The sequence below is a fragment of the Collimonas arenae genome, assembly GCF_000786695.1.
Classification (GTDB): domain Bacteria; phylum Pseudomonadota; class Gammaproteobacteria; order Burkholderiales; family Burkholderiaceae_D; genus Collimonas; species Collimonas arenae_A.
On record NZ_CP009962.1, the window covers coordinates 4417854 to 4435266 of the forward strand.

Sequence of the window (17413 nt, forward strand, 5' to 3'; positions counted from 1 at the left end):
TGCGAAACAGGAACAACCAGGAATAATCGTGAAAAAGCCCACTCGGCACAAGCGGGCAGGTAACAACTGCAGTCGGCAATACGAGGAAGAACAATTTAATGATCTGGCAAACCGGTTCCCAAGGCTGCCAGCAAATCGCGCAACTTGGTAAATTCCGAACTTTTATCAAAGAAAAAGCGCACGCCATATTGCTCGCCCGCGCGCCTGAAAGCGTTGCTGACATTATTGCTGAAAATGATTTTAAGGGAATTGAGCGGCTTGCCCGATTTAGACAGGGTGCGCAATAAACTCATGCCGTTACCATGTTTTAATTCGATATCCAGGATCAGTACGTCGAAAGAATCGGCGTCGATTTTTTGCAAAGCATCCTCCTCCTCTTCCGAAAATCCGGCAAATACCACGCCTGGAATTTCGCTCAGGGTTTCAATCATCAGGTCCCTGACATCCACGGAATCTTCTATCAGAAAGATACGCAATGGCGCATTACCCGATTTGTTCGTCTTGGAGGCGGTTGTATGGTCCATATATGTTGACAACTTATTTGCTACATCCCTCGCTTTGTTTCAGCCATAAGGCCGGGATCTCAGAGACAAGTTTTTCTGGCAGGCCTGCGGATAATTCCGACGAAACGTACCGCCCCGTCAATAAATCAAACACAAAGTCTTTTAGTCGATCAAATTATTCTTGATCGCATAATAAATAATATCGGCATTGCTTGTCATGCTCATCTTCTGCAACACGCGTGTACGGTAAGTACTGATCGTCTTGACGCTCAGACATAACTCCTCGGCGATCCTGGTCACGCCCTCGCCCTGGCTAAGTTTGTAGAAAATCTCGTACTCGCGCGACGACAATGTTTCATGCAGCGGCGTATTTTCATTGGTTACGGGATCGGCCGTGAGCAATTCGGCGACACCATAGCTGATATATTTGTGTCCCTGCAAAATCGTATTGATCGCCTTCACCAGTTCTGTCGCCAGCGCCTCCTTTTGTACATAGCCATCAGCACCGCTGCGCAACACCTGCACCGCATAGCGGCTTTCAGGATGCATGCTCAGCATCAGCACCGGCAGCTTTGGCTTCTCGCGTTTGATCTGCTTCAGCACTTCCACTCCGCTCTTGTCCGGCATCGCGATATCCAGCAGCACGATGTCGTATTCATTGGCGCGTATCAGCCGTATTGCCTCCTGCGCATTTGCAGCTTCGCCCGCGATAGCCATTTCCGGAATGTCAGCAACGAAGAACTGGACACCGGCACGCACCACCGCATGATCATCAACGACTAAAATTTTTATCATCGGTTGTACCGTCACAATCAGTTAAATTATCCGATAGTTTCATGGCCTGGCGCGTAGGTAGCAAGCCCGAAAAAAGCGGAAGCAGATATGTGACGTCTAGTGTGCAACCGTCTGTCATCAATGTAAACAAATCGGCATAAATCAAATTTACAAGCTTTCCGGCCACCCCAACCTGCCGCCAAAGCCAGTCAAGCGCAACTAAACCCGCAACGCCGATGGACACGCAAGCATCAAAATTTGCACTGGTGAACCATACTAACCATTCGCTACAGGATGGCATATAGGACGACAGCGAATGGATTTGTAGGACAAACGGAAGTTAACAATACGGAGCGAGCTATCAATGTGTAAAATTATCAGCTTGTCACTGCCGAAACGCCGTTTTCCGTGGAAAGCCGCATCGCTGCCGCAATTGCCGGGATTATAAGGAAGAAATCATGAAAATCAGCCGTTACCTAAGCTTCTGGATCGTACTGCTGCTGGCTCTGGCGCTAGCAGCCGGGGCCGTAGCAGGAAAAATTGCCTGGTGGTGGGCGGTTGTGCCGAGCCTGCTGAGCGCTCTTGGCATCTGGGACATGAACCAGCGCAGCCACGCTATCTTGCGCAACTATCCGTTGATGGGGCATTTCCGTTTTCTGTTTGAAATGATCCGCCCTGAAATGCGGCAGTATTTTTTTGAAAGCGACAACGACGGCGCACCGTTTACCCGCAAGGAACGCAGCCTGGTTTACCAACGCGCCAAAGGCGAAGTCGATAGCCGGCCTTTCGGCACCGAACTGGATGTCAAGATGCGCGGCTACGAATGGGTTGGCCATTCGCTGTCGCCGACCATCATCGCTAGCCACGATTTTCGCGTCACGGTAGGCGCAGAGCGGGCGCAGCCGTATTCAATGTCGGTGTTCAACGTCTCCGCGATGAGCTTCGGCGCCTTGTCCGCGAACGCCATTCGCGCATTGAATCGCGGTGCAAAAAAAGGGGGCTTTGCGCATGACACCGGTGAAGGTTCGATTTCGCCATATCACCGCGAATTCGGTGGTGACCTGCTGTGGCAAATCGCTTCCGGTTACTTCGGCTGCCGCAATGGCGACGGTAGCTTCAATGAAGAAAAATTCGTAGCGCAAGCTACCTCTCCGCAAGTGAAGATGATCACCGTCAAGCTTTCGCAAGGCGCCAAACCCGGTCATGGCGGCGTGCTGCCGGCGGCCAAGATCACTCCGGAAATTTCAGCAACGCGCGGCGTGCCGATGGGTGTCGATTGCATTTCGCCGGCTACCCATTCGTCGTTCTCCAATCCGATCGGCCTGCTGGAATTCATCCAGAAATTGCGCACGCTGTCAGGCGACAAGCCAGTCGGCTTCAAGCTGTGCGTCGGTCATCCCTGGGAATTTTTCGGCATCGTCAAAGCCATGCTGCAAACTGGCATCTTGCCAGATTTCATTGTGGTGGATGGCTCTGAAGGCGGCACCGGCGCTGCGCCGCTGGAATTTGTCGATCACGTCGGCATGCCCTTGCAAGAAGGCTTGCTGTTGGTGCATAACGCACTGGTCGGCGCCGGTTTGCGCGATCGTATCAAGATCGGCGCCAGCGGCAAGGTGATTACCGCTTTCGACCTGGCGCGTACACTGGCGATCGGCGCCGACTGGTGCAACTCGGCGCGCGGCTTCATGTTTTCGCTGGGCTGCATCCAATCGCAAAGCTGCCATACCGACCGTTGCCCGACCGGTGTAGCAACACAAGATGTAGGGCGACAAAAGGCACTGGTGGTGCCGGACAAGGCCGAACGTGTATATCGCTTCCACGAGAGCACCTTGCATGCGCTGCAGGAGCTGGTGCAGGCCGCCGGCTTGCCGCACGCTTCCGCTTTGCGCGCGCATCACATTGTGCGGCGTACCTCAGACCATGAAGTGAAGCTGATGTCTGACTTGCTGTCTTATCTGCAGCCCGGTGATTTGCTGAACCAGAATTATCGCTATCCGGTATTCGCAAAATACTGGCCGATATCACGCGCCGAGAGTTTCCATCCGGCTGAACCGATACAGGCCGCGGCCTGACGACAGCTCCAATAACAAAGTTGAAACGCAGGCTGAAAAGCGACAAGTAATAAAAAAGCCGGGGTTCTTACGAATCCCGGCTTTTTATTTTCCCTCAAGCTTCAGCATCAGGCTGGTTTTGCGGCGCTGCCTGGATAAAAGCGTCAAGCTCCTGGCAATTCTGGTAAATCCGCATCAAAGTCGGCATTTCAGTTAAATTGCATTTCAAGCGTTGCGCATTGAAAATCTGCGGCACAAGGCAACAATCGGCCAATGTCGGTGTATCGCCGAAACAGAATTTTCCGGTCCGGCTGTCACGCGCCAACGTAATCTCCAGCGCCGCCAGCCCGCTCTCGCACCAATGCCTGTACCAGGCATTCTTGGCGCTCTCATCGACCTTCAGTTCGTGCACCAGATAACGCAGCACCCGCAGATTGTTGAGCGGGTGAATGTCACAGGCAATCGAGAGTGCGATACCGCGCACAAACGCGCGGTCCAGCGCAGTCGCCGGCAACAGCGCCGGCGTCGGATTGACCTCTTCCAAGTACTCTAGAATCGCCAGCGATTGCGTCAGCACGGCCTGGCCGTCTGCGGTCTCGTTGTCGATCAGGGTCGGCACCAGGCCATCGCTGTTCAGCGTGCGATACATCTGGCTGAGTTGCTCGCCGCCGTGTTTGAGTAAATGCACCGGCACGATGTCGTAAGACATGCCCTTCAGGTTCAAGGCAATCCGCACTCGATAGGAGGCGGAGCTACGGAAATAGCTATACAGTTTCATGGATCTCTGCTCAAGCACTACACTAGCCGCACGCGCAACTCGCCAATGCCGGCCACCGAACCTTCAAGCAAATCGCCCTTGGTTACCGCAGCCACACCCGCCGGCGTGCCGGTAAAAATCAGATCGCCTGCCTGTAGTTCGAAATAGGCCGACAACTGTTCGATGGTTTCAGCAATATTCCAGATCATCTGGCTGATATCGCCTTGCTGGCGCAAAACGCCATTCACGTTAAGGTGGATGTCGCCTTTTTCGATCAGGCCGCTAACCCCTGCAGGCTGGATTGCGGAAATCGGTGCCGAATAGTCAAAACCCTTGCCTGTGCACCAGGGTCGTCCGAGTTTCTTGGCTTCACCTTGCAAATCGCGCCGCGTCATGTCGAGCCCGACCGCATAGCCCCAGATGTGCTTGACTGCTTCAGCTGCAGGAATATTCTTGCCGCCGGTTGACAGCGCCACTACCAATTCGATTTCGTGGTGCAAATCTTGTGTCATCGACGGATAGGGCATTTCGCCAATGCTACCCTCGGCTACCGGCAGTACGGCGTCAGCCGGCTTCATGAAGAAGAACGGCGCTTCTCGACCGCTGCTGCCCATTTCCTTCGCGTGTTCAGCGTAATTACGACCAACGCAATAAATTCTGTGGACCGGAAATAATTGGTCACTACCGGCTACGGGTACCGCTGCTACAGGTTTTGGCGGAAAAACGAAGTGCATGGAAGCTCCTTTTTCAATACTGCCGATGTGTCGGCAGCGAACATTGTCCGGTACTTAGAGGCTGTTGCGAAATTAACCTGGCGTTGTTACGTCGGGGCGGCCATCCGCTCCTAGCCGTACTGCTCGTACTGTCTTCGTCGGCGCGCCTAGCCATCTGTGTTCGCAACAGCCTCTTATTTTTTGTTAAAAAATTGCCCAAGCCGGCGCACGGCTTCTTGCAAGTTATCCATCGACGTTGCATAAGACAGGCGGATATAGGTCTGCGCGGTGTGCGGTCCGAAATCCAGACCGGAAACCATACTGACGCCGACCTGGTTCAAGATATCCTTGACCAGGCGATCGGCATCGTCGCTCAAGGCGCTGCAATCCGCATAGACATAGAAAGCGCCGTCCGGTATGACCGGCACCTTGAAGCCCAATTCGACCAGCGCCGGCACCAGATAATCGCGGCGACGCTTGAACTCGTTCTTGCGTTCTTCATACAGGGCCAGCGAGTCCGCCTCGAAACAGGCCAGCGCCGCGTGCTGGGCAATCGACGACGGGCAGATGAACAGGTTCTGCGCCAGCTTTTCAATCGGCGCCACCAGTTGCTCCGGCAGCACCAGCCAGCCGAGACGCCAGCCGGTCATGTTGAAATATTTGGAGAAGCTGTTGATGACGATGATATCGTCGCCCAGCGACAGCGCAGAAAACGGCGCTTCGTCGTAGCTCAGGCCTTGATAGATTTCGTCGACAATGGAAAAGCCGCCTTTGGCGCGCACGGTAGCAATGATCTTGCCCAGTTCGCCGTGCAAAATCGATGTGCCGGTCGGATTGGAGGGTGAAGCCAGCAACACGCCGCGCGTGTCTTCGCCCCAGTGCTCACGCACCATCTGGTCGGACAACTGGAAACGCTCGGCAGGACCGCTGGCAATCATTTTCGCGCGGCCGTCGAAGGCGGCGACGAAATGGCGATTGCAAGGATAGGAGGGATCCGGCATCAGCACTTCGCTGCCCTTCTCCACCAACGCCGCGCAAGCCAGCAACAAGGCGGCGGAGGCGCCGGCGGTGACGACAATACGTCCAGGTGCAATATCAAGCCCGTACACCTGTTTATAGTGGCCGGAGATCGCTGCGCGCAGCGCCGGTAATCCGGTGGCCGAGGTATATTGCATTTTGCCGTCGGCCATGGCTTTGGCCGCCGCCTCGATCACCAGCGGCGCGGCGGTGAAATCCGGTTCGCCGATACCCATATGGATGATATGGCGGCCTTGCTGTTCCAGCGCTGCCGCCATTTTTGCCAGTTCCATTACATGGAACGGTGCAATGTTATCAAGACGTGAAGCCAGGTGCGAGAATGTCATGAACAGATTTTCCGAATGGCGAGACACGCCCTTACGTCGACAACTGGTCTCGCCTGAAACATCGGAGACCGATCTCAGGCGCTATGCATGGTGCAGAGCCGATATCAAGTCCCCACCTACAGAGATGGACTTCAGGATTTCTTGCCGGCGCCGATTTCATCCGCGCGCACTCTGGCGGCAAACTTGTCCAGCACGCCATTCACATACTTGTGGCCATCAATGCCGCCGAACGACTTGGTCAGCTCCACCGCTTCGTTGATGACGACGCGATACGGGATTTCCACGTGGTTTTGCAGTTCGAAAGCACCGATCAGCAATGCCGCGTGTTCCACCGGCGACAATTCGCTGATCTGACGATCGATCAACGGCGCCAGGCCGGCGCGCAAAGTAGTTACATCCTTGATCGCGCCATACAGCAGCGAGTTGAAATGTTCAGCATCGGCCTTGTCGAAGCCATGCGCCTGGCGGATATGCTCGCTGATGGCAGTCACGTCTTCATTGTTCAACAGCCATTGATACAGGCCCTGCAACGCAAATTCGCGCGCGCGGTGACGCGGCGTGCGGCTCTTGCTCGGATTGGCGTGCAAAGTTTTGGTGGTGGTCATAGTTTTTCCAGCTTGTTTTACTGCTTGTTTATCTACTTGCTTATCTGCTTGCTTGAAACGCACATCACAAGCCGGCAGCGCAAGGTGCATCCACGCCGCCAGGCCCGCGAAGACATTTTATTCTTCGCTGGTGGCTTCGGCCAGTTCTTCCAGTGCGATCGAGAGATTGGCCATTTCCACCGCAACGCGCGCAGCGTCGGTGCCTTTCTCTTCCATGCGTACTTCGGCCTGCTCGTCGTTCTCGGTGGTCAGTACGGCGTTGGCGATCGGAATTCCCGCATCCAGGCCGACGCGGGTGATGCCGGCGCCGGATTCGTTGGATACCAGTTCGAAATGGTAAGTCTCGCCGCGGATCACCGCGCCGATCGCGATCAGCGCATCGAACTGCATGGTTTCAGCCATCTTCTGCAGCGCCAGCGGGATTTCCAGGGCGCCTGGCACGGTGACATGCAGGATGTCCTCATCCGCCACGCCAAGATGCTTCAACTCCGCCAGGCAGGCTGAGATCAGGCCGTGGCAGACATCTTCGTTGAAGCGGGCTTGCACAATACCGATACGCAGATCGGCACCATCCAGGTTGGTTTCGTAAATTCCGACTGTCATGGCTTTCCTCTTATGCGCACTAGGCGCTTTTTATTCATTAATCTACAAAAAATGCCTTACTACAGATTGCCGCTTTTTTACTGTTAGCTACTGTTATTGCAAGGGCACTACTAAAAAAACTATCTCAAGCATTCGGCTTGTTTTGATAACCGGTAATTTCAAGATCATAGCCGGTCATCGATGGCATCTTGCGCGGGCTGGCCAGCAGTTTCATCTTGCCGACGCCGAGATCTTTCAGGATCTGCGCACCGATACCGTAGGTCCGCAAATCGACCCGCGGCGGTGGCGGCTTGACGCCGCTGCAGGCAGCTTCCAGTGCTGCAAACTTGGCGAATATCTGGTCTGCCGATTCCTCGCAATTGAGCAACACCACCACGCCGCAAGGCGAAGCGGCGATCGCAGCCAGAGCCGACGCCATGTTCCAGGAATGGTTGGTGGCTTCGGTTTCCAGCAAATCCAGGATCGATACCGGCTGATGCACACGCACCAGCGTTTCGACGTCCGGTTTCGGCTCACCATGTAACAACGCCAGATGAGCGCCGCCGCTAGGCGTATCGCGATAGGCGATGGTCTTGAAGGTGCCTTGGGCCGTATGGGTAGTGCGTTCGGCCAGGCGTTCGACGATGCTTTCGTGCTGGCCGCGATAGTGAATCAGATCGGCGATGGTGCCGACCTTCAAACCATGTTCTTTCGAGAATTCCAGCAAATCAGGCAGACGCGCCATAGTGCCGTCTTCCTTGAGGATCTCGCAAATCACCGCTGCCGGCGTCAAACCCGCCATCTCGGTCAGATCGCAACCGGCTTCCGTATGGCCGGCGCGCATCAGCACGCCGCCCTTGCGCGCCTTGATCGGGAAAATATGACCCGGCTGCACGATATCGCCAGCCTTGGCGTCGCCAGCTACGGCCACCTGGATAGTCCGCGCACGATCCGCGGCGGAAATACCGGTAGTGACGCCTTCGGCGGCCTCAATCGATACCGTGAAATTGGTGCCGTATGCGGTGCCGTTACGGCTGGTCATCATGCCCAGGTTGAGCTGGTCGCAACGCTCTTCGGTCAAGGTCAGGCAGACCAGGCCGCGCGCGTGCCTGACCATGAAATTGATCGCATCGGGCGTAACGAAATCGGCGGCAAGCACCAGGTCGCCCTCGTTTTCACGATCTTCTTCATCAACCAGTATCACCATGCGGCCGGCACGGAGTTCAGCAATGATTTCCTCGGTAGTTGCAATTGACATGTTTCGCCTTGAAGACAGCCACTGCGAAAGCTCTTCGTAAGCCAGTCCGCGTGCCATGAATGTGAGTTAAGTTAAAGCGTTAAATTGAATTGCGGCAAGCCGGTTGCAGCAGCTCGGCCCCTATCAGGCCTCGTTGCAACCCTTGGCTATTCAAACATAAGCCAGAGGTGGCTATTTTAAAGGATTTAGCAGACTGAAAATGTTTTACGGACACTACTTTGCCGCAGTTTGTGTCTAAAACCCGATATCGCTGCCAGACTAGCCTTATCAGGCGGCCAATGGTTGTATGTTTGCCAATGCATCAATCAGCAGCATCGGATCACCCAAGGCCAGTTTTTTCGAGTCGGACAGCGCCTGACGGAACGATTTGGCGCCAGGCACTCCCGCCATCAAACCCAGCATATGGCGCGTGATGCTATTCAAGCGCAAGCCTTTGCCATCCTGGCCATGCAAGGCCAGCTGGCGGCGAATATATGGCAGCATCGCATCCAGCACCTCAGCGCGCGTCTTCAGCTGCGCAGCCGCGTCACCATAGTAACGGCTGTCAAAATCCGCCATCAGGTAGGGATTATGATAAGCCTCGCGTCCCAGCATCACGCCGTCAACGTACTGCAAGTGGAAATCAATCTCGGCAGTTGTCTTGATAGCGCCGTTGATGATGATTTCCAGCTCAGGAAAATCCTGCGCAAGCCGGTACGCATATTCATACTTCAAAGGCGGAATTTCACGGTTTTCCTTGGGACTAAGCCCCTTGAGAATCGCATTGCGCGCGTGCACGATGAACGTCTGGCAACCGGCTTCCGCCACGGAACCGACAAAATCGCGGACGAATTCGTAAGACTCGGTCTTATCGATGCCGATCCGATGCTTGACGGTCACATCAATCGCCACCGCATCGCGCATCGCCTTGACGCAATCGGCCACCAGCGCCGACTCCGCCATCAGGCAAGCGCCAAAAGCCCCCTTCTGCACCCGCTCGGACGGGCAGCCGCAATTCAAGTTGATCTCGTCATAGCCCCATTGTTCGCCCAACTTGGCGCTCTTGGCCAGGTCGGCCGGCTCGCTGCCGCCCAACTGCAAGGCAACCGGATGCTCAATCTCGTCGAAATCAAGATGGCGCGGGACATCGCCGTGCAGCAAGGCGCCGGTAGTTACCATTTCGGTATACAGCCAAGTGTGGCGCGTGATTTGGCGGTGGAAAACGCGGCAATGGCGGTCGGTCCAGTCCATCATGGGCGCAACAGAAATTCTTCGACCATGGTTATTGCTTGAATTCCCTGTGCTTACAAGGGGTTCGAAGGTATTAGGTAGCATTGCAATATTCACTGTAATTCATGTTTTATTATCATGCATCATGTTTTATTGCTACAAAATTGCTACAAAAAAACATGGCCTCGATAACTAAAATAGGTAAACGCTGGCGAGCTCAAATTCGTCGCAAGGGATTTTCGGATGCGACTCAGACGTTCTGAGACAAAGGCAAGGCCCAAGAATGGGCCACAAAGACTGAAGCTGACATGCGAGCGCTCAAATACCAGGATGAGCGAATTATATCTGACATGACGCTATCCACCTTGATAGACCGGTATACAGACGAGATAGGCCAGACCAAACCATTCGGGAAAAACAAAGCGGCAGTCCTGAAATCACTAAAAATAGCTTTAGGGGATCTGACACTTCCCAATCTCACGGCTGATCGGCTTATTGATCACATAAAGTCCAGAAGCGCTGCAACACTAACTAAAAAAGCTGCCGGCGGCGTCACCATTGCAGTCGAGCTGTCTTATTTAGGTAGCGTTCTTAAAGTTGCCAAACAGCTATGGCGACTTCCTGTAAATGCTGACTTCATTTCCCAGGCGCGAGCAAATATGCACTATTTGGGCCTGTCAACAAAGTCAAAAGAACGCGACCGGCGACCAACTCACGAGGAAATAGAAAGACTGTGCGTATTTTTTGATGCTAAGGGGAAGCGCCAAAAGGTCCCGATGTCCGACTTGATACGCTTTGCCACCGCTACAGCAATGCGCGCCGGGGAAATCATCAATCTAAAATGGGCAGACTTAAATGAAGTGGACCGCACTATCATTATCAGAGACCGAAAACACCCTCAAGAAAAAAAAGGGAATGACCAGGAAGTCCCCTTACTTGGAGATGCATTCGACATAGTAAAACGCCAACCACAAACGGACGACGAGCGAATTTTCCCAGTTACCGATGGCACTATTAGCAGCATTTTCCCGCGTGCTTGTAATGCGCTGAAAATCGCAGACTTGCGATTTCATGATCTGAGGCACGAAGGCGTGTCGCGCCTTTTTGAGCAAGGTTATCGCATCGAACAAGTTGCCTTAGTATCTGGTCATCGTGACTGGAAAATGTTGGCCAGATATACCCAAATCCGAGCTAAAGATCTTCACCGGTAAGAGCCATGAATAGCTGGGTATGAACGCGACTTCTATTACCAGCTGCTTGGAAACCGTTCCATGATGATGGTCTTAGCAAATATAGATTCACGGTAATCAAGAAAGGAATGGCTCACCAGTCGGACAGGCTAGCTCTAGTCAGAAATTTATGGAAAGCAACAAATAACGCTGTACACTTAGTTTTTGGCCAGCCATTTCACCTAAGAGGCTTGATATGCCTGATGTAACACTATCTGACGCCTTGGATGTTATTTGTCGAGCAGGTTCGCCCAAAATGACTAAGGTTGCGCAAATCAAGAACCGCCCGCCATATCATCCGTCACTAGACTTCTACCGCCCTCTTCGCTCAGCTCTGATTGCTCTGCACATAGAGGGCAATGATCGAAAAGCACTGGACAAAATTCTTGCAAAAATTACCGATGCGAAGAAGATCGGAAGCTATCATCAGGTAATCGATGGGTATCGGAAATGGTGGGGTCACAAAAATATAGAGTGGTTTGACCCCCCAAAGGCCAGCTACGAACATGCAGGGGTTGTTGTAAATGTAAATCCGGAGCTTGGGCTTATCGTTAACGGTCAACGGTACATCATCAAGCTCTACTTAAAGGATGAGCCCCTACTTAAGGTGAGGATTGATCCGGCGACGGTGTTAATGGAAATTGCACTACGGCCCATTGCTCAATCGTCCGACATAGTGGCAATATTGGACGTTCGAAATGCGAAGCTCCACATTCTCGGCGCCAATATTGCGCGCTCAAAACCTATGGTTGATGCAGAGCTATCCTATATTGCAGCTCTGTGGCCGAACGTTTAAGGACAGGGTAAAGCGAGGGCGCGCGTTGCTCGTCGCGGACGCGGGTTCGATTCCCGCCGCCCCACAATTACAAACCACACCAGACCGCCGCAGACCACGTAAACTCTAGCAATACCAAAGACCAGCAATTACACTGGCCTTTTTATTTTTGCAGAGCGAATTTGACACAGAAATGCCTTAACGGCACACCAGTTAACATCGATAAAAAGTCTGTTCCATCTCCTAGTTGACGGTGTGGAATGTGGCCATAGAGGCCATCATCCGGAAATGAACTCGTCCGCAGCATTCTTTATGATTCGTGATCGAACTCCCTTAATATATGGAATTGTCATCAATTCATCTCTCTTAGCTTGGACTATCGAGCCCACTGTTGGGAATTTAGGGCGTACACGGTCCTGCAACCGCTCACTTAGTGACAATGCATTGACACTTTCCTCCAACAATGTGCTGACAATTGAAGTAGCGACGACCTTATAACCGCATTCGCTGCAGAACTTCGCATTCGAGAGTATCGGAGCAGAACAATCCGGACACGCTTCGTTTGGTGCCAAGAGCGAACTTAAATACGTCTGTATTTGTGGATCTGTTGATGAAAATTCACGATAGTCCGTCAGACTTAAGCGGGCGATTGCTTCTGAGGTCTTCTGAGTGTCAAAAGCCTTTTCGGCAGCCATCAATGCTAAGTTCACCAGATATCGCGGCCCGGTTCCGTTCGCAATTTTTACCGTACCAAGCTGCGAAACCACTCCGGAATAACTCAGAACATCGAGCGCCAATTTCAAATTTGGCGACATATCTCGTTGTACCGTAAAGAAAGCTGACTGATATTCGCTTTTTGTCTTCCGATGATTTTTGGTTCTAATTTCCGGAATAACATAACCTCTTAGCAAATCCATTCCTGTCCTAATATGGGATGCGTATTTAGGAAGGCGCTTATTCAAACTTTGATGGTATGGCAATAGGGCTTGGTCAACATAATTTTGGACTGCCAGATTCACGGCGCGCTCTGTCAGGTTCGCATTTCCGGAAAGAGCGTTGTTCAAAATATGCAGCAACGCACGAGGATTGCCATTCGAAAGATCAATGCATAGATCTAGCTCCGCCCCCTTAGCGAAAATTTTCTTTTTTAATGCAGAAGTTGAGATCCGTTTCTCCAGAATGCTGCGAAAATGTGTGCGGTTTCGCGGCGACCAGCCTCGCCGGGATCAAATCTCACAACTGGCAACACAATAGCATCTTGCCCTACCTCGAAATTTCGACCGTAATTTGTAACTGTGGGATATACGGCTGCTTTGCATGCAACTTTCCCTCCATGCAGAAGTTTGAAAATTTCAAAGAATATGGTTTGTTGATCTGGAATAAAGGTGTGCGCAGCCTCATCAAATAAGAAGACAATTTTATTGATCGCGAATAACTCAGCAACCTCTTTGATGATATTGACAAGGAAGCTGGTGTCCTGAGCCTTAGCGAGAAAATCCGCGCCAATCTGAGTGATGATGTCTGCTTGGCCTGCTTTGTTAAATGCCAGCTTTTGCAGAAGGTGGATCTTCTCTTCCAACAGAGCTTTTGTCTCACCTACTGAGGAAATACCAAAGACGCGTTGGTACGGATCAGATAATCCAGATTTTGCGATCAAATTTAAAGTTAGAAGCTTCTCGTGCAATGCTTCTAGAATTTTAATATTTACCCAAATCTGGAAGGCGTCACGTTCATCTGCCTTCACCCCTTCCAATAGAGTGCTTGTTTTGAAATTGACATAGACGCCAAGTTTTCTATCTATATCAAATGTCTGATCCAACTCAATCTCGGCCATGCGAAGCAACATTGACTTACCGACACCTCGTGCCCCTTCCACTAGATTTGCGCCGCTGCCCTTAAGCGCATCTATAAGGCGGCGCTCAAAATCTCCTAAGACAGAGACGCGCTGAATTTCTTCGTATAATAAATCTTCGCATCGAGCCGTTTGCAACAGATCTTCCCCAGATGCTTGCTGTCCATTGTTAGATATGCTCATATTATTTCCTGTTAATTTGCGGAAATGCTTCTTCAACTTTCGGCGCCAATTTGGCGAATCTGCCATATACAAGTTCAATAATGCTTCTTTGGGCGCGAGCTATTAGATCTAATTGCCCGCCAATGAATCCGGAAACATGGGTCGATGAATATCGCTCGGGTGAAAGCTGGGGTAAGCCAGCAATCTTGCCGTGTACCGTATTACTTAGTTCACGATAAATCGCCTGAAATTCACCTTGCTTACAAATACAGCTATTATTCTCCGGACCACCGAGCTGCGTTAAGTACTCCTGATAACCGATCGAATTAAGGTGAGCCACCATTCCGGAAAACCCCAAGTCTTCATCTTTGTTTCGCCAGCCCCAGTACTCATGCGGTAAGTCCCACATGTAAACAACCGCCAATCCCAACTCAAATGCTCTTCGCGTAGACATTCTGGAAGGGACAATAAGGCCCGCAGTACAAAAATACATTGCTAGGGAGAAGTCTGAAAAAACCTCGTCCAGCAACTCCTCGCATATTTTTCGATGAACAGTGCTATCACAATAGCCAGATAAGAGCTGCTGTTTTGCTTCATTAATAATTCTTGAATTCAAATCAATTTCATCCAGTTTTGGCATAAATTTCGAATTAATCGAAGATATGTTTTTTCCAAAACTTTGGTGAAGCTCCTCTAGTACATGAGAAATTGCAAGCCTCGGCGAATGTTGTTCAGCCATTAATTTTTCTCCCTTCTTGATTTTTAACATTGTAATAAGAGCCAATTATAGACACAGGTGACAAAACACCTCGCAGGTGCGTCATTTTGCGTCGATTTTTTGCAACGTATTCCTGCGCCTGGGCGACAGGATTCCCCTATGTGCGTCTATTTTAAAAATTTGAGTCGAAACCACGACATTTAGCGGGCAAGAGTGGTGAGGGATGACTGGCCGCACCGGGTCGAAATGGCTAAAAATCGCAAAAAATTGTCAATTTACAAATATTTAATATACATGTACTCTAATTTTTGATATTGGTTTTCGGTATAAACAATTATTAGAGGCAGCGCATGGGAAAGAATGATGCAAACGATTGGATGTCGTCGCTCAATTCAGGCGGCCAGCAAGCCTATCACCTTGAGATTCGCCGGGCTGGTGTCCACGCTAAGGATCTTAGCGTCGTCAGTTTCGACGGCGTCGAAGAAATGGGAGAACCGAGCCGGTTTGTAATCCGTCTGACGCATCCCGCCCCTGATCTACCGCGTGCAAGTTTTTTAGGCATGCCTGCCACCTTCACCATTAACCCACCAGCGCTGCCCGGTCTGCCAGCGTTAGGCGACGGACGCAAGACGCAAGGCATCGTCACCGGCTTTAGCACACTCGCCAGCAGCAAAGATGCCACCATCTATGAAATGGTGCTGGAATCGCGCCTGGCGCAGTTGCGTAACGTCAAGCGATGCCGCCTGTTCCTGGATCAGTCTTTCCCTAAAATTATTGAAAGCATCTTGCGCGAACATGGCTTTGCGGGCGACAACAGCCATTTCAGTTTCACTTTGCTGCGCACCTACGAAAAACGCCCGATTGTCACGCAATGGCACGAAAGCGATCTCGCCTTCATCCAACGCCTATGCCGCCGTAGTGGAATCTGGTTTCGAATCGACGCCGGAGAATGGGGAGAGGTGGCCCATTTTGGGGATGACTTTACTCATTACCGACGCCAGCCTGCTCTGACCGCACCGTTCTCCGAAAATGCCGGACTCGAAAGCGTCGGAGCCGAAGCGGTGCATGCGTTTGAGACGCACTGCAAAAACATTCAACAATCGTTCATCGTCAGAGACTACAACCGCCAGGCCGCACCAGCGCCGATAGAAACCGAAGTCAATCTGGCCCGTAACGACAAGACTACCTTCGGTCAGTCATATGCGTTTGGCACATTGCACCTTGATCCGGCGCAGGCCAAGTGGGAAGGACAATTGCGCCATGAAGCAGCGTTGTCGGAACAGATTGTCTATCAAGGAAAAAGTAATGTGCTGGGCCTGGTGCCGGGGGCGGTGTTCCGTCTGAACAACAAGGTCTTGCCTGATGCCGAGTTCGGCCAGCTCATTACCCGTGTCACGCACCACGGCGCACGCGATGCCGCCTACCACAATACCTACGCGGCCATTCCATCCGACCGCATCTACCGCTTGCCGCTGCATGAGGCCGACTGGCCGAAGATCAGCGGTACGGTCAGCGCCCGCATTGCTTCGCCGAACCGCTATCCGTATGCCTACATGAATGAGGCAGGCGACTACATGGTGCAGTTTGACTTCGACCGCGATCCGCGTCAGAAGGGGCTTAATAGCTGTTGGATGCGGTTAGCCAAGCCGTTCGCAGGTAGCGTGCAGACTGGTTTTCACTTTCCTTTACTCGATGGTACGGAAGTTGCGGTGGCCTTCCACGATGGCGATCCAGATAAGCCCTACATCGCCCATGCACTGCATGACAGTCAAAACGGCGACCTGATTACCAATCAAAACCGCTGGATGAGCCGCAACGAAATCAGGACGCAGAGCAACAACAAGCTCAGGCTGGAAGACTGGGAGGGTTTCGAGCATGTCAAGCTGGCGACCGAATACGGCAAGAGCCAGTTGAACCTAGGCCACCTGGTCGACGCCAAGAAACAAAAGCGCGGCGAGGGGCTGGAAATTCGTACCGACCTTTGGGGCAGCGTCCGTGCCGGCAAAGGTTTGTTCTTGTCGGCAGATGCTCAGGCAAAGGCCAATGGTCAGCAACTCGACATGAAAGCGGCGCTCAATCAGCTTCAACTCGCCGTTGCCGGCGCAAGCGGCTTGGCCGACGCTGCCCGCGTGGCGAAAGCGGAAATCGCGGATCTGAAGGCAGAGAACCAATGGCTGAAAGACAGCGTGACTGAACTTAAGCAAGCGGTCATGGTGCTGTCGGCTCCTGCAGGCGTCGCAGTCGCCACACCGGAACGGGTATCGATTGCGGCAGGCAAGGATGTCCATGTATCGACTGCCGCTAACGCCAATGTCAGCGCTTTACGCAACGTCGTTATCGCTGCAAGCGATGTGCTGTCGTTGTTCGCGCACAAGCTCGGCATTAAACTGTTTGCGGCGCGTGGCAAGGTGCTGATCCAGGCGCAATCGGACGCGATGGAACTGGTTGCAGAAAGAGATATGCACCTGACCAGCGCCAACGGCACATTGATTGCTAACGGCGCAAACGGTACGGTCATCAGCGGCGGCGGCAGCGCTTATGTCAAAGTCACCGGCGATAACGTTGAAATCGGCGGCGCTGGCAATCTCATTCTCAAGATCATCGACATTCAGAAGTCCGGCCCAGGTGAAATGAAACTACCGCTGCCGAAATTCGAGCAGCTTGACGTTCACAACAATGAAAAATTCATTCTCAGCGATCAACTGACCGGACGACCAACACCCAATCGGCCTTACCGCATCCAGTTGGCAAATGGTCAGATCGTGGAAGGGAAAACGACAGCCAAGGGCGAAACATCGATTGCCAAGGACGACATCGCGCAGGGAATGAAACTGCTGCTGCAAAAAAATAAGGAAAGCTGA

At 52.3% G+C, this 17413-nt stretch carries 16 protein-coding genes; 4 read left to right on the forward strand and 12 right to left on the reverse strand.

Annotated elements, in window-relative coordinates; genetic code table 11:
* Window positions 1-95: 95 nt before the first annotated feature.
* Together LT85_RS19455 and LT85_RS19460 are read right to left on the reverse strand one after the other, a co-directional pair.
* A complete protein-coding gene (locus LT85_RS19455) occupies window positions 96-524 on the reverse strand; it encodes a response regulator (RefSeq protein ID WP_038492186.1) in 429 nt (142 codons plus the stop codon).
* A 141-nt stretch (window positions 525-665) separates the two neighbouring features.
* The gene (locus LT85_RS19460; RefSeq protein WP_038492189.1) at window positions 666-1298 is read right to left on the reverse strand and encodes a response regulator; all 633 of its coding nucleotides are present in this window, start codon (window positions 1296-1298) and stop codon (window positions 666-668) included.
* Window positions 1299-1735: 437 nt separating this feature from the next.
* On the opposite strand from LT85_RS19460, the gene LT85_RS19465 reads away from it, so the two are divergent.
* Entirely contained in the window at window positions 1736-3349 is a 1614-nt protein-coding gene (locus tag LT85_RS19465) for an FMN-binding glutamate synthase family protein (RefSeq protein ID WP_038492192.1), read from the forward strand.
* A gap of 94 nt (window positions 3350-3443) precedes the next feature.
* On the opposite strand, the gene maiA is transcribed toward LT85_RS19465, so the two are convergent.
* From maiA to dusA, 7 genes are all read right to left on the reverse strand, one after another.
* Window positions 3444-4106, reverse strand: a complete 663-nt coding sequence (gene maiA, locus LT85_RS19470; RefSeq protein WP_038492194.1) for a maleylacetoacetate isomerase — start codon at window positions 4104-4106, stop codon at window positions 3444-3446.
* 17 nt (window positions 4107-4123) lie between these two features.
* Window positions 4124-4819, reverse strand: coding sequence for a fumarylacetoacetate hydrolase family protein (locus LT85_RS19475; RefSeq protein ID WP_038492197.1), 696 nt, complete (start codon window positions 4817-4819; stop codon window positions 4124-4126).
* Between the two features lie 173 nt (window positions 4820-4992).
* Complete coding sequence (locus LT85_RS19480) at window positions 4993-6162, reverse strand: pyridoxal phosphate-dependent aminotransferase (RefSeq protein WP_038492200.1); 1170 nt, start codon at window positions 6160-6162, stop codon at window positions 4993-4995.
* 131 nt (window positions 6163-6293) lie between these two features.
* Window positions 6294-6767 carry a transcription antitermination factor NusB gene (gene nusB, locus LT85_RS19485; protein WP_038496877.1) on the reverse strand — a complete coding sequence of 158 codons (474 nt, stop codon included), beginning with the start codon at window positions 6765-6767 and terminating at the stop codon, window positions 6294-6296.
* Window positions 6768-6884: 117 nt separating this feature from the next.
* Entirely contained in the window at window positions 6885-7370 is a 486-nt protein-coding gene (gene ribH / locus LT85_RS19490; RefSeq protein ID WP_038492203.1) for a 6,7-dimethyl-8-ribityllumazine synthase, read from the reverse strand.
* Between the two features lie 124 nt (window positions 7371-7494).
* Window positions 7495-8607, reverse strand: a complete 1113-nt coding sequence (gene ribBA / locus LT85_RS19495) for a bifunctional 3,4-dihydroxy-2-butanone-4-phosphate synthase/GTP cyclohydrolase II (RefSeq protein WP_038492206.1) — start codon at window positions 8605-8607, stop codon at window positions 7495-7497.
* A gap of 267 nt (window positions 8608-8874) precedes the next feature.
* The gene (gene dusA, locus LT85_RS19500; RefSeq protein ID WP_038492210.1) at window positions 8875-9921 is read right to left on the reverse strand and encodes a tRNA dihydrouridine(20/20a) synthase DusA; all 1047 of its coding nucleotides are present in this window, start codon (window positions 9919-9921) and stop codon (window positions 8875-8877) included.
* A 203-nt stretch (window positions 9922-10124) separates the two neighbouring features.
* On the opposite strand from dusA, the gene LT85_RS19505 reads away from it, so the two are divergent.
* Entirely contained in the window at window positions 10125-11027 is a 903-nt protein-coding gene (locus LT85_RS19505; RefSeq protein ID WP_253273581.1) for a site-specific integrase, read from the forward strand.
* A 214-nt stretch (window positions 11028-11241) separates the two neighbouring features.
* A complete protein-coding gene (locus LT85_RS19510; protein WP_038492213.1) occupies window positions 11242-11841 on the forward strand; it encodes a hypothetical protein in 600 nt (199 codons plus the stop codon).
* A gap of 257 nt (window positions 11842-12098) precedes the next feature.
* Here the strand turns inward: LT85_RS19510 and LT85_RS26985 are convergent, their stop codons facing one another.
* The 3 genes from LT85_RS26985 to LT85_RS19520 all read right to left on the reverse strand — a co-directional run bounded on the left by LT85_RS26985 (window position 12099) and on the right by LT85_RS19520 (window position 14603).
* Window positions 12099-12884 (reverse strand): zinc ribbon domain-containing protein, encoded by a 786-nt coding sequence (locus tag LT85_RS26985; RefSeq protein WP_216595027.1) that lies wholly within the window; start codon window positions 12882-12884, stop codon window positions 12099-12101.
* An 83-nt stretch (window positions 12885-12967) separates the two neighbouring features.
* The gene (locus LT85_RS26990) at window positions 12968-13855 is read right to left on the reverse strand and encodes a hypothetical protein (RefSeq protein ID WP_216595028.1); all 888 of its coding nucleotides are present in this window, start codon (window positions 13853-13855) and stop codon (window positions 12968-12970) included.
* A 1-nt stretch (window position 13856) separates the two neighbouring features.
* Window positions 13857-14603 (reverse strand): hypothetical protein, encoded by a 747-nt coding sequence (locus LT85_RS19520; protein WP_216595029.1) that lies wholly within the window; start codon window positions 14601-14603, stop codon window positions 13857-13859.
* Window positions 14604-14902: 299 nt separating this feature from the next.
* Here LT85_RS19520 and LT85_RS19525 point away from each other — a divergent pair, with 299 nt between their 5' ends.
* The gene (locus LT85_RS19525; RefSeq protein WP_038492216.1) at window positions 14903-17413 is read left to right on the forward strand and encodes a type VI secretion system Vgr family protein; all 2511 of its coding nucleotides are present in this window, start codon (window positions 14903-14905) and stop codon (window positions 17411-17413) included.